Here is a 12,125-nt window from a genome sequence, read left to right as displayed (position 1 = left end):
TGCGCCGATTCATCCCAGCACGATGTCGAGTTGCCCCTGCAACTGCGCCCCGGGCGCCAGGATTCGGGTGCCTGTGCCCGCTACGTTGCGCGCGTGCAGGTTGAAGCCGTCGGGTAGATGGCTGACCGGCTCGATGCAGACGTGGGGTGCGTTCGCGGGGCGGTGGATGACGAGCTGATCCATCGCGCCGCTGGCGAGCAGCAGGACGGGTCTGGCCTGCGCGGAAACGATATCGAGTGTGCCGGACCAGTCCGCAATGAAGTGCGTGACCTCGCCAACCGCGAAGTCCGCTGCGCCCACCGCCCAGGGCTGGCGATTTCTGCCCTCGGCCGCGGGCGCTCGCGGCAGGCAGTCCGCGTCGAACGGCCAATTGTCGATTAGCGCCCATGACGACGGCCGACCGTTGCGCATCAAGGTGTTAGGCGCCGATTCCGCACGCTACCTTGAACCCGCTGTTCACCACAACTTTGAATTTCGGCGAGTTTTTCACCATAGATTGAATTTTTCGGTTGCCAGGCCGCATGACCGGTCGCGGGTTGGCTGGCGTAGCCGACGACCGCTGATTTCCGCTGGCGGGCAGGAATGGGCCAGCTCAGCATCGATTTTGTGTGCACAGGGAAGGGGTCAAGCACCCCTGAAATCGCATGCCCAGCGAGTTTTCACACAGCCTCGGCCCATAGCGGAAGTAGCACTTGCTCGCGAGCAGCCATTCGGCGCCTATGTCGAGTGTCGTCGGCCGCTTGCGCGCCCAAGCTGCGCTCAACGTCTCCTAGATGGGTCGTTTCCATGACCTTCAGCACCATATTTGCCACCATCCTTTCTTCCTCATCGCGGGCTATCCTGCAATCTGCTGCAGTGCCGCGCCTGCGCGCTGGTGGGCACGCGCTCGTTGCGCAGAGGTACGCACTGCCAAGCTTCGCTGCATAGCGCTTCACGGTGGTGGCGCCTCCAGTACGTCAGAAGCGCGGTCCCGCATCTTGTCTGTGCAAAAATTTCGCACCATCCGCAGCGCTGGCGTTTCAGAGATGCCTTCAAGTGTGATGAATGCAAACTGAGAAGTCAGGCCCAAGGGGCGGGATAGCTGGATCTCCACCAGATCCTCGCGATCGAGCAGCAAGCGAGTGGCCTCGACTGTTCCAAAGAAGATGGCATCTGTCGTTCGCACCATCTCCAGCAGACTGAAGAGCTCGTCGGATTGGAATCGCAGCGCCTCTTCGAAGTGCACCGCATTGCCGAAGTAGCTGTTCAGGCTTTGCACCACCTCGTCGCTCAAGCCGAGCCCTCCGGCGACTAACGGGTACTGGCGAAGCACGCTGAAGGTAGGCAGCCCTGCCGCCAAACCAGGATGCCCTTTGCGGCAAATGAATCCCAGGCGCATCGTGGGCAGCAAACGGATGTTCAGATCGTCACTGGCCGGCAGCAGCCTGCGGTGCATGACCAGCGCATCCAACGTGCGCACTCGCAGGCTTTGAAGTTGGAGCTCTGCGGGCCCGTTCGAGATGCTGATCCTGATGCCCGGATAGTGCTGGGCAACGTACTGCATGAGCGGGGCCGCCAGCACCGATGTGGGCGCCGGCCCGAGGCCCAATCGGACGTTGCCCATCTCCAGCCCTACAAGCAGGGCTGCGCTGCGCTTAATTTCTGACGTTTCTAGCTTCACTCGCCGCGCCCGCACCGCGACGATTTCGCCAAGCGGGGTGAGTATCTTGCGTCGGCCAATGCGATCAATCAGCTGCCCGCCAAGCTCCGATTCGAGCGCTTGAATGCTTCGACTGAGCGCGGGCTGCGTCAGGTGCACCGCTTCAGCGGCCAGGCTGAATGAACCTGTCTCCAGCACCGCAAGGAGGTGTTCCAGCTGCTGCAAGTTCACTAAGACCTCTGCATGAGTTCAGGTAATGCAAGTTCCACCAATTATGCATTGGACGCTCTCCTTGCGACTGCCTAGCATGAGTTCATATCAACTCGATGACCCACTGACATGGTCAAACCGCTCGTTCTATCTGCCGCATTCAGCCTGATCGGGCTGTTTGGCGTGTCCGGTCATGCCCAGCCGGCGTACCCTAACAAGCCAATCACGGCCGTCGTGCCACTCGCCGCGGGCGGCGCCGCGGACAGTCTGGCACGTGCCTGGGCCGACTACATGACCAAGGCACTGGGTCAGCCGGTGGTCATCGACAACCGAGCCGGCGCCAATGGCAGCGTCGCGGCAAGCTACGTCGCACGCCAGCCCGCAAACGGATACACGCTCTTGTTTGGAAGCACGTCCAACATGTCGCTGAACCCGTTCTCGTACAAAACGCTGACCTACGACCCCGTCAAGGATTTCGATCCCGTGCTGATGCTGGCGGGAACCGCGCAAGTGTTGGTAACCAGTTCGGCAACGGGTATCAAGAACTTCGACGACTTGGTGAAAAAAGCGCGAGCAAAGCCGGACTCGTTGAATTTCGGCTCAGCGGGCAAGGGCAACTCGACTCACTTGAATGTCGAGTTCGTCGCTCAGCACTACAAGCTGCAGATGACGCACGTTCCATACAGGGGCGCAGCCCCGGCGATGGTCGGTTTGCTCGGCGGCGAGACGCAGATCACGGCCGACGCGATCACAAGCGTCGTGCCGCAGGTTCAGACGGGCAAGATCGTCCCGCTGCTGATCTTCAGTGACAAACGCTCGGCGGCGCTACCGGACGTGCCCACGGTCTACGAGGTGGGCATGAAGGATTTCCCTGCAGGGGGCTGGTATGGCCTGATGGCCCCGAAGGGGACGCCCAAGGAAGTGATCGCGCGCTTGAACGAGGAGACGAACAAGTTCTGGGCTGATCCGGCCATGAAGGCTCGCATGCAAGCTCTGTTCATGGAACCGCCAACAGCTCCGGGACCTGACGCCGTCGCGAAGACCATGCGCGATGAAGCCACCGTGTGGGGTCCAATCATCCAGCGCCTTGGCGTTCAGAACGACTGAGCGACACCATGTCTGATGTGAACGTCATTAAGCGCGCCCCCACGCGTCTGGCACTTCCGAGAGTGCATTTGCCTCGCAGTGAGGACTTCCTGCTGTGGTCACCGTGTCTGCAGTCGTACGGCTACCGCATCGTTGATCAGCTATTCGCCACTCGGGTGATAAAGCGTGGCCCCAACGTTCGGCCTGTGCAGCGGGGCGAAGAGCTTGAGCTTCGCTACGAGCATCAGGGAGAGGCCCGGACGGTAGAGGCCTTCATGGACCGCAACAGCGTAGCGGGGCTCCTCGTCGTCAAGAAGGGCCGGGTTCTTTTGGAGCGTTATGGCCTAGGACTCCAGCCAGGCGAGCGCTGGAGCACGATGTCCACAGTCAAGTCAATGACGGCGCTCTTGGTGGGCGCGGCAATGCGAGACGGCGCGATCAAGAACCTCAACGACGAAGTGACCCGGTACATGCCGCAGTTGCTCGGGTCGGCCTACGCGCGCGTCACCGTTCGGCAGTTGCTCAACATGTCCTCGGGTGTGGCGTGGACAGAGGTCTACACGGACAAGAATTCCGACGTGAACCGGTACAGCAAGTCGCTTGCGGACAAGATTCCCGGTGGCGTTCTAAGGATGCTCCAAACGCTGCCTGAGCTGCATGAGCCCGGCTCGACATGGCACTACAACACCGCGGACACCTACTTGCTGGGTTGCGTCCTGTGCGCCGCCACGGGGCAGACGCTTGCCGACTACATGTCAAAGACGATCTGGCAGCCTTGCGGCATGGAGGACGAAGCGTTCTACACCTTGGAGTCCACGGACGGACAGGAGATCGCCGGCAGTCGTGCGGGGATGTCGCTGCGGGACATGGGACGCCTGGCTGCGCTAGTAGCCGCAGGTGGCAGCCTGGATGGCGCGCAAATTCTGCCGGAAGAATGGATCGGCGCTGTGGGTCAGCGTGCCTTCGATATTCCTGAGACCTTTCATCCATCGCGTCTTTCCCTCGGGTTGACGGGTTACGGACTCGGATGGTGGCTGACCGATGACGGCGGCATGTTCGCGATGGGCCACTCAGGCCAGCGCATCTATGTGAACCCGCAGGAAGAACTTGCCATAGTCAACCTCGCTGCGTACCCCGAGCCTCGGTATCAAAGCAGCTCAGAGCATGATCGAGACGCAGAGCTGCATAGCTGGATTCGCTCTTGTCGCGAGGCTATATAAAGATGGGAAGCATGAGCGGCAGCTTTGAGGCGAACTGGGCCAGCGCGGCCGACCGTCCGGTGTTGGCCGCATTCTGCCCTGACCCTGTTCTGGGCGCGCACCTGGCGGTTGTGCCAGCCGCTGCCTCTAGTCCCCCCAGTTACCTCTCCTCACTTGGCGTCGCATTGTGAGCGTCCGGCGAACCCATCTTGAGAATGCCGGTGGCGTCGGTGACGATGGTGACCCGGAGGCGAATGTGCCCATTTCGCAGCCTGTGTCGGCACGCGCAATCGCGGCCACCGCAGACAGCAGTTTGCGCACAGTCTAGAACGCTAAGGAGGCGTAGTCTTGGTGGGCGGTAGTGGCATCAGCCGCAGCATGACGGCGGGCTTGTTACCGCGGCAAGCAGCGGGCGCAATACCTTGATGCGAAAAGCGATGCTACCTAGAGCCTGGTTGTCGGCGACGACCCTCCGAACGTGCGCCACGCAGACCGCATTCGTGCTCCACAATCGCTGAGTACAGTGGAGCGCATGGAAAAAACCGGACTTCAGAGCCTCGGCAGCATCTTGCGAGAGGCTGGGCAAAGCGAATTGCTATCGCGCTTTTTCGCGGAGAAGCGCTGGGCGTGCGCCGGAAAGGCAGCGCGTTCGACATCGTCACGGATGCCGACGAAGCGTGCGAAGCGGCGTTGTCTGCGGCGCTTCAACAGGTGTTCCCCGGCGTTGTCGTGGTGGGGGAAGAAGGCACTGAGCGACAGGCGTGGCTGCTCGACTCGATCGCCAGCGCGCCGTCAGCGTTCGTTGTGGACCCACTGGATGGCACCAAGAACTTCGCCTCCAGATTGCCACTCTTTGGAATCGTGGTGGCGGGAACCCCGTATCTGCCGAGCCACACGACAGGAGGGCTGCTTTGCGCGCTAGACGAAGCGTCGTGGCTTGCGTGCCGCGCCGCGCTGCTCGACGAGTCATAGTGACGACCATCGGACCCGGTGGTCAGGCTGAAATTTCCCGAGCCGGTGCGGAAGCCCCGGCTGCTGCTCAAGCGCTACTGCAACACAGGGAGTGCTCGCAAGGGAGTCGCATTCCCAGCAGTTGCAGGCGGGCCGCCGCCGGCCGCGGGGCGGCGAATTTAAACTAAGTTGCAAAAAATCAAGGTATGTGTGTGGGGGTTGCCCGCATGCGGTGTCAGCGCCCAATCGCGATCGGCGTGGTGCAGCAGGGCATCGCGGATGCGCCCGTTGTAGGGCACGAGCGGGTAGATACCTCCCTTGGCCCATCGGTCAAGGTCGGCGTGCTGCTCGGGGTAGGGCTGCAGTACCTGCTGCAGTGTGCCATCCGGCGCGGCCAGCGTGCAGGCGGTGATGCGCCCGCCGGCAGCAGGCAGCAGGCGCAACTCGGCCCGGCCGGCGCGCAGTCTGAGGGCATTCATCATGGCCAACCCGCGCTCAGGGCTGGCGCAGAGCGCCATCGACCATGCGCCACAGGCCCAGCGGATTGGCCTGCTGCAACGCGACGGGCAATAGTGCGTCCGGCAGATCCTGGTAGCACACGGGGCGCAGGAAACGCTCGATGGACTCGGCGCCGACCGAGGTGAACATCGAGTTCGACGTGGACGGGAACGGCCCGCCGTGCACCATCGCGTGGCAGACCTCGACGCCCGTCGGGAAGCCGTTGACCAGGATGCGGCCAGCCTTGCGCTCGAGCACAGGCAGCAGGCGGCGTGCGTCCGCATGGTCGGCGGTGTCCAGCTGCAAGGTCGCGGTCAGCTGGCCTTCGAGCTGCTCGGCCACCTGCAGCATCTCCTGCAGGTCGCGTGTGCGTACGACGATGGCGGCGGGGCCAAACATTTCTTCGCGGAGCGTCGGCGTGGCCAGGAACCGTGCGGCATCGGTCACATACAGCGCGGCCTGCGTGGCATTGGGCTGATCGCCCGCACCCGCCCCGACCACTGCCGTTTCCACACCGGGCGTCGCGCCGACTTTCTGCGAGCCGGTCTGGTAGGCCGCGTGGATGCCGGACGTCAGCATGGTCTGCGCGGGCGTGGCGGCCAACGCATCGTGCGTGGCCTGCAGAAAATCGGCGAAGCCAGGGCCGTCGCAGGCCAGCACCAGACCGGGGTTTGTGCAGAACTGGCCCGCGCCCAGGGCCAGCGAGGCCGCGAAGCCCTTGCCGATGGATTCGGCCCGCTCGGCCAGCGCCGCGGGCAGCAGGAACACGGGGTTGATGCTGCTCATCTCGGCATAGACCGGGATGGGTTGGTGCCGTGCATTGGCGATCTTCTGCAGCGCCAGGCCGCCCTGGCGCGAGCCGGTGAAGCCGACGGCCTGGATGGCCGGGTGGGCCACCAGCGCCTCGCCGATCTGGCGGCCGGCGCCGATCAGCAGCGAGAACACGCCCTCGGGCAGGCCGTGGGCCTGCACCGCCTGCTGCAGCGCGCGGCCCACCAGTTCGGACGTGCCCAGGTGCGCGCTGTGCGCCTTCACGATCACGGGCGCGCCCGCGGCCAGCGCGGCGGCCGTGTCGCCGCCGGCCACCGAGAAGGCCAGCGGGAAGTTGCTGGCGCCGAACACCGCCACCGGGCCCAGCGGCAGTTTGGCCAAGCGCAGATCGGCGCGCGGCAGCGGCTGGCGCGTGGACTGTGCCGGATCGATCGTGGCCTTGAGGAAATGGCCGTCGCGCACCACCTTTGCGAACAGGCGCAACTGGCCCACCGTGCGGCCGCGCTCGCCCTGCAGGCGCGCGATGGGCAGGCCGGATTCTTCGTGCGCGCGTGCGATCAGCGTGTCACCGAGCGCCAGGATGTTCTCGGCGATTGTCTCCAGGAAGGCCGCGCGCGTGGCCAGCGGTAGGCTCCGATAGATGTCGAACGCCGCAGCGGCCAGTGTGGCCGCGCGGTCCACGTCGGCCGCGTCGCCCAGGCCGAAGCTGGGCTCGGCGATCTCGGCGTTGGTGGAAGGGTTGAAGGCGCGCTGAGTGCCTGCGCTGCCGCGCACGGCGCTGGCGCCGATGAGCATGTCGCCGGTGAGGGTCATGGTGGTCATGTCAAACGGTGTAGTCGACGGCAGCCCAGTCGAAGTAGGGCTTGAGATCTGCGACCAAAGCCTGGTGCAAGGGGTGGAACAGGTACTCGTCGAGCGCTGCGGCCCTCTCGACTTCGGACTCCAGCACGTAGTCCCAGCTGATCGGGCGCACGAGCTCGTTCGCGGCCACGCGCCAGTGGCGAATCGCCGGAATCTGCGCGCCCAGGGCCGCCATGCGTTCCATCAGCGCGCCTTCACGCGCCCGGTCCCTCTCAATGCCCGTCTTGCGGCGAAAGAGCACGACGTGGCGGATCACTTGGCAGACCCTTCGCTCTTGAGCGCGTAGCCACGCCCGGCGTAGTCGAAGTCGACCAGTTCGTTGATGGGAGTGCCCTTGTCGGCCGGCGAAGCGTAGTAGGCGCGGATCTCCTTGATCTTGCCGTCCTCGAAGTCGTACCACTCGGCGCCGCGCAGTGCCGTGCCGCTCTTGTTCTTCCAGTGGGTCCACTCGATCATGGCCTCGGGTTTGTCGTGGCTGATCAGGATGCGCTCGATGGTCCATTGCGAGCCCAGCGTCTCCACGCACCAGATCCATTTCTTCGCGATGGTGTCGGCCGTACGCCAGGGCACCTCGGGCAGTCCGGCCGGGAAGTAATGCACCGCATCGGGCGTGAAGCAGTCGATCAGCGCCTGGTAGTCGGCTGCATTGCAGGCGTCGAAGTAGCGGCGGATCAGGCCGTCGTAGTAGTCGGGGGTGTAGGTCATGTCTCTTTCCGGTTCAGCGTGCGCCGACGGGCTGCACGGGCTTGATCTCGGGGCGGCCGGCGGCCACCCATTCCTTGTGCTGGCGGCGCGTGGCGTCGCTGGGCGGATACAGGCCCCACAGCGCCTCGCCGGCCTGCACGCGCAGGGCCAGGTAGGCCTCGATGTCGTCGCGCTTCTCGCACAGGTCGGCCATCTCTTCGGCCAGGTGTGCGGGAATCACGGTGACGTTGTCGCCGTCGCCATGGATCACGTCGCCGGGGTAGATCGCCACACCCGCGCAGCCGATGGGCACCTGGAGGTCGGCCACATGGTGGTAGCTCAGGCGAGTGGTCGCGGTCACGCCGGTGCACCAGATCGGAAAGTCCATTTCCTTCAGCTCGGTGCCGTCGCGGAAGGAGCCGTCGGTGACCACGCCGCGCGCGCCACGCATCATCATCCGCGTGATGAGCATGTTTCCCATCGAGGCGGCGCGGCCGTCCTTGTTGCTGTCGATCACCAGCACATGGCCCGACTCGATCTGCTCCACGCCCACCCACTGCAGGTTGTCGGCGCTGGGCTCGGTCGTGAGGTTGCCGTACACGTCGACATCTTCCCGCGCGGGAATGAAGCGCATCGTGTACGCGCGGCCGGCAAAAGGTTTGATCTTCTTGTTCAGCGGTGTCAGGCCGTGCAGCACCGGCTGGCGAAAGCCCTTGATGTAGAGCTGCGTGGTGAGCGAGCCGCTCGTGGCCTTGGCGAGGCGGTCCAACACCGCGTCGGGTACGAAGGGAGCGGTGGCACGCGGGGCAATGTTGTCCAGGGGTTTGGGTAGGGGCGTCGTCATGAAGGCTGTCTCAAATGGTGGGACCGGGCTAAACCCCAGGTCATCGCAGGGGCGGAATGTCAACTCTAAAGAGACAGGTCCAAAAATAGAATGGTCTAAAACAGCGGTGCTGTCTTGCACAGCACGCTCAGTACCGCTATCTGAGACAAACAGGCAACAAGGCGTCATCACTATGGCCAACACCCCCGGCGAGGGCACTGGTGCCCTCGAAAAGGCACTCGACGTGCTCGATGCCATCGGTTCCGCGCGCGAAGGGCTGGGCCAGAGCGAGCTTGCCGAACAGCTCGACCTGCCGCGCACCACCGTCTACCGCCTGCTTGCCACACTGGTCGCACGCGGGCTCGTGCGGCGTGATCCATTGCGCAAGGTCTACTGCCTGGGTTTCCGCTGCTTCGAGATGGCGCGCCAGGCCTACGCCGTGCCCGACCTCGTGGCGGCGGCCGCATTCGAACTGCGCGCGCTGCGCGATCTCACAGGCGAGACGAGCTACCTGGCCGCGCTCGATGGCCGAGAAGTCATTTCGCTGGAGCGCTGCGACGGCGCTCACAGCCAGCGATCGGCCGCCGTTCTCGGCCAGCGCAAGCCGGTGCACTGCACCAGCCAGGGCAAGGCCATTCTTTCGGCCATGCCCGACGAGGCGCGCGACGCCATGGTGCGTGACGCGGTGCTGAAGCCGTTCACGCCGCTCACCATCACCGACCGGCGCCGCCTGCAGGCTGAGCTGCGCATCACTCAGGCGCGCGGCTATGCCATCGACGACGAAGAGATCGTGCTCGGTGTGCGCTGCGTGGGGGCGCCAGTGGTCGATGCCGTGGGGCAGGTGCGCGGGGCGATCAGCGTGGCAGGGCCGGCCTACAGGCTCACTCGAGCTCGGCTCGAATTGCTGGGCCCCGAAGTGGCCGACGCTGCGCGCCGTGTCGGTGCGCAGCTGCAACCGGCCGGCATCGACACGACACCGAGCACCGAAGCAGCGTTGACGGCCTTGCCGGGACGCTGGGCATTTCACGGTGCGCATCCGCTATGGTCAGCCGATGGCAGCCGCTTCTGGTGGGCGGATGCGCTCGCGCCGTCGGTGCACCTGTATATGGATGGGCAGGACCGTGAGGTGGCGACCGTCGAGGCCCCCGTGGTTGCACTGCTGCACCATGAAGACGACGTGATCGCCGTGCACGAGCAGGGTGCGCAGCGCATCTCGGCCGACGGGCAGTCGTGGCCCTTCGAGCCATGGCTTGCAGGGCAGGTGCTCGCGGCCTGCAACGGCGAGGACGGCGCGGTCTGGGCTGCGTTAGCTCTCCCCGAGGCCGGCTCCGCCATCGGCCGCCTGCGCGCGGACGGCACGCTCGACGTGCAGTGGCGCATGGGTGAGACAGTGCAGGCCCTCGGATGGTATGCGCCAGAACAGACGCTTTACGCCACGGCGCCGGGCTCTGGCTCGATCCTTCGGCTTCAGCCGGGGCAGGGCGTGATGCGTCGTCTGGCGACCGTGCCCAAGGGGTCGGGGCGCGTGAGCGGATTGGCGTTCGACGCGCAAGGAGGAATTTGGACCGCGCTATGCGACGGCTGGAGCGTGGTGCGTTTCACTGCCGATGGGCAACTTGACCGGGTAATCGGCTTGCCAGTGCCGTGCGCGACCGATCTGGCATTTGCGCCCGCGGTGCAAGGCGTTGCCGTGGCGAGCCTGGTCATCACCACGGCTCGCCATAGCGTTCCACTCGACACGCTCTCCAGCGCGCCGCTCTCGGGACGCTTGTTCGTGCTGATGGTTTGATCATGCACGCGGCATCGGTCCCTAAAGTTAGCTGAACATCGGTAGCCATTGCTAAGCGAATACAGGTAGGCGGTAGCCGTGGGGAATTGGCTGGGTTCGTTACGTCAAGTGCTCACGATGCAAAGCTGCTGGTCGGCAGTATCGGCGCCCAGCAGTCGGTGGCATTGCGGAGCTGGTTCATAGGAGGAGCCAGCTCCGCCAGCCTGCTCTAGTCCCGAGCACTGCGTGTGGACGCGCGGTAGCTGGCGCCATGGTTCGCTCAGCCCAGGGCCTGGCAGGTGCTTGATGGGCTGATAGGCTTGACCATGTCGCTGTTGGCCGCCTTGCTGGTGCGTCACGCCTTGACCAGCATTTGAGGATTTTTTTACCGTGTATCTGCCCAAGTACCACCAATTCACAGACCAGGAGGCCGTCCTGGCGCTGATCGAGGCCCACCCGTTGGGCGCATGGGTGTGCCACAACGAGGGCGAGCTGATCGCCAACCATGTGCCCTTCATCCTGGACCGCAGCCGCGGACCGCATGGCACCCTGATGGGCCATGTCTCCAGGGCCAACGGGGTCTGGCGGGCGTTGACGCCCCCTGCATCGTCGGTCGTAATGTTCCGTGGACCCCAGGCCTACATCTCGCCGGGGTGGTATCCGAGCAAGACAGAGCACGGAGAAGTCGTGCCGACATGGAACTATGTGGTCGCGCATGCGCATGGTGTAGCTCGGGCGATCGAGGATCCCGATTGGATACTTGGGATGCTGGAGCAACTCACCCATGCCCAGGAATCCGGTCGACCCAAGCCATGGCAGGTGAGCGACGCACCTGCGCACTACGTCGAGCGCATGCTGCGAGCCATCGTCGGCATCGAGATTCCCATCGAGCGGCTCGAAGGCAAGCTTAAAGTCAGCCAGGACGAGGCCCTGCAGGACCGCATCGGCACGGTCGCGGGGTTGCAGGCTATGCCCGGCGACGAGGCGCGTGCCTTGGCGGGATTGGTGGAGCAAGCCATCGACAGAAATCCACCCCGCTGAACGGGTTGCAATACCTCGCCACCTCAACATCTTCGAACTCAAAAGCTCTCCGCCCGGATCGGGCACCCTGTCGTCAGCGATAACCGTCCTGGCGGCAGTGAGCTGATTGCCTTCAGCGCTTTGAAGAGCCTGAAGAAGACGTCGCACCAGCGACGGCAAAGGGGCACCGGCTGATGATCAGCGCAGCCGAGAAGATCTGCTATTCAATGTCTCGCAGCTCGCATGGATAACGTCCACCAAAAAAAGAACAGGCCTGGGTGCGAGCCAGGAGACGCTCAGTTGCAAAGCCTGCCGCTGCATCGTGCTCAAGGGCTTCGCGTCCCTCAACGAAATCGAAGATTCCGAGGAAGATTTGCTCGACCGGTCCTGAGGGCTGGAGGCGCAGTCGCGCCTGAGCTGCCAAGCCATCGTCGCGATGGAAGACATGGTGACGCGCCGAGTGCCGTTGCAAACTCCGGCGATCGTTGACGACTGATCGTTAGAGCAGTTGGCCCGCCACCGCGCATCTCCACGCCAGCAAAAGCGCTCGTTTTTCGACGGTAGAAGTGACGGTAAAGTACGACGCCCCGACCCTACAAAACAAGCATCCTGCGG

General features: G+C 64.2%; 12 protein-coding genes and 2 pseudogenes. 7 read left to right on the top strand and 7 right to left on the bottom strand.

Annotation, left to right across the window (positions count from 1 at the left end):
* Positions 1–9: 9 nt before the first annotated feature.
* Together ACSFBC_RS05600 and ACSFBC_RS05595 are read right to left on the bottom strand one after the other, a co-directional pair.
* Positions 10–414, bottom strand: coding sequence for an aldose epimerase family protein (locus tag ACSFBC_RS05600; RefSeq protein ID WP_435509342.1), 405 nt, complete (start codon positions 412–414; stop codon positions 10–12).
* 517 nt (positions 415–931) lie between these two features.
* The gene (locus tag ACSFBC_RS05595; protein ID WP_435509341.1) at positions 932–1,870 is read right to left on the bottom strand and encodes a LysR family transcriptional regulator; all 939 of its coding nucleotides are present in this window, start codon (positions 1,868–1,870) and stop codon (positions 932–934) included.
* A 108-nt stretch (positions 1,871–1,978) separates the two neighbouring features.
* On the opposite strand from ACSFBC_RS05595, the gene ACSFBC_RS05590 reads away from it, so the two are divergent.
* The 3 genes from ACSFBC_RS05590 to ACSFBC_RS05580 all read left to right on the top strand — a co-directional run bounded on the left by ACSFBC_RS05590 (position 1,979) and on the right by ACSFBC_RS05580 (position 5,106).
* Entirely contained in the window at positions 1,979–2,956 is a 978-nt protein-coding gene (locus ACSFBC_RS05590; protein WP_435509340.1) for a Bug family tripartite tricarboxylate transporter substrate binding protein, read from the top strand.
* 8 nt (positions 2,957–2,964) lie between these two features.
* The gene (locus ACSFBC_RS05585) at positions 2,965–4,155 is read left to right on the top strand and encodes a serine hydrolase domain-containing protein (protein WP_435509339.1); all 1,191 of its coding nucleotides are present in this window, start codon (positions 2,965–2,967) and stop codon (positions 4,153–4,155) included.
* A gap of 489 nt (positions 4,156–4,644) precedes the next feature.
* Positions 4,645–5,106, top strand: a complete 462-nt coding sequence (locus tag ACSFBC_RS05580) for an inositol monophosphatase family protein (RefSeq protein WP_435510024.1) — start codon at positions 4,645–4,647, stop codon at positions 5,104–5,106.
* A 158-nt stretch (positions 5,107–5,264) separates the two neighbouring features.
* On the opposite strand, the gene ACSFBC_RS05575 is transcribed toward ACSFBC_RS05580, so the two are convergent.
* The 5 genes from ACSFBC_RS05575 to ACSFBC_RS05555 are packed head-to-tail and all read right to left on the bottom strand — an operon-like array spanning position 5,265 to position 8,743.
* On the bottom strand, positions 5,265–5,567 hold the full coding sequence (locus ACSFBC_RS05575; protein ID WP_435509338.1) for an aldose epimerase family protein: 303 nt from the start codon (positions 5,565–5,567) through the stop codon (positions 5,265–5,267).
* Between the two features lie 13 nt (positions 5,568–5,580).
* Positions 5,581–7,167: an aldehyde dehydrogenase (NADP(+)) gene (locus tag ACSFBC_RS05570; RefSeq protein ID WP_435510023.1), complete on the bottom strand. Its 1,587-nt coding sequence runs from the start codon at positions 7,165–7,167 to the stop codon at positions 5,581–5,583.
* A 10-nt stretch (positions 7,168–7,177) separates the two neighbouring features.
* Positions 7,178–7,471, bottom strand: coding sequence for a Dabb family protein (locus tag ACSFBC_RS05565; RefSeq protein ID WP_435509337.1), 294 nt, complete (start codon positions 7,469–7,471; stop codon positions 7,178–7,180).
* Positions 7,468–7,920, bottom strand: coding sequence for a nuclear transport factor 2 family protein (locus ACSFBC_RS05560; RefSeq protein ID WP_435509336.1), 453 nt, complete (start codon positions 7,918–7,920; stop codon positions 7,468–7,470). Before ACSFBC_RS05560 ends, ACSFBC_RS05565 begins: the two co-directional genes overlap by 4 nt.
* Before the next feature lie 13 nt (positions 7,921–7,933).
* On the bottom strand, positions 7,934–8,743 hold the full coding sequence (locus ACSFBC_RS05555; protein ID WP_435509335.1) for an RraA family protein: 810 nt from the start codon (positions 8,741–8,743) through the stop codon (positions 7,934–7,936).
* A 172-nt stretch (positions 8,744–8,915) separates the two neighbouring features.
* Here ACSFBC_RS05555 and ACSFBC_RS05550 point away from each other — a divergent pair, with 172 nt between their 5' ends.
* From ACSFBC_RS05550 to ACSFBC_RS28435, 4 genes and pseudogenes are all read left to right on the top strand, one after another.
* On the top strand, positions 8,916–10,511 hold the full coding sequence (locus ACSFBC_RS05550) for an IclR family transcriptional regulator domain-containing protein (RefSeq protein WP_435509334.1): 1,596 nt from the start codon (positions 8,916–8,918) through the stop codon (positions 10,509–10,511).
* Positions 10,512–10,627: 116 nt separating this feature from the next.
* A pseudogene (locus ACSFBC_RS05545) lies at positions 10,628–10,867 on the top strand (amino acid transporter); the annotation flags it as partial.
* Between the two features lie 13 nt (positions 10,868–10,880).
* The gene (locus ACSFBC_RS05540; protein WP_435509333.1) at positions 10,881–11,531 is read left to right on the top strand and encodes an FMN-binding negative transcriptional regulator; all 651 of its coding nucleotides are present in this window, start codon (positions 10,881–10,883) and stop codon (positions 11,529–11,531) included.
* 301 nt (positions 11,532–11,832) lie between these two features.
* Positions 11,833–12,006, top strand: a pseudogene (locus tag ACSFBC_RS28435) (2Fe-2S iron-sulfur cluster-binding family protein); the annotation flags it as partial.
* Positions 12,007–12,125 lie beyond the last annotated feature (119 nt).

The sequence above is a fragment of the Variovorax frigidus genome (assembly GCF_051216515.1).
In the GTDB taxonomy this organism is placed as follows: domain Bacteria; phylum Pseudomonadota; class Gammaproteobacteria; order Burkholderiales; family Burkholderiaceae_C; genus Variovorax.
This window is presented reverse-complemented; position numbering and strand designations above follow the sequence as displayed.

Coding starts and splice junctions, on each gene's coding strand:
- ACSFBC_RS05590 (WP_435509340.1), top strand. CDS start 1,979: ATGGTCAAACCGCTCGTTCTATCTGCCGCATTCAGCCTGATCGGGCTG.
- ACSFBC_RS05585 (WP_435509339.1), top strand. CDS start 2,965: ATGTCTGATGTGAACGTCATTAAGCGCGCCCCCACGCGTCTGGCACTT.
- ACSFBC_RS05575 (WP_435509338.1), bottom strand. CDS start 5,567: ATGATGAATGCCCTCAGACTGCGCGCCGGCCGGGCCGAGTTGCGCCTG.
- ACSFBC_RS05570 (WP_435510023.1), bottom strand. CDS start 7,167: ATGACCCTCACCGGCGACATGCTCATCGGCGCCAGCGCCGTGCGCGGC.
- ACSFBC_RS05560 (WP_435509336.1), bottom strand. CDS start 7,920: ATGACCTACACCCCCGACTACTACGACGGCCTGATCCGCCGCTACTTC.
- ACSFBC_RS05555 (WP_435509335.1), bottom strand. CDS start 8,743: ATGACGACGCCCCTACCCAAACCCCTGGACAACATTGCCCCGCGTGCC.
- ACSFBC_RS05550 (WP_435509334.1), top strand. CDS start 8,916: ATGGCCAACACCCCCGGCGAGGGCACTGGTGCCCTCGAAAAGGCACTC.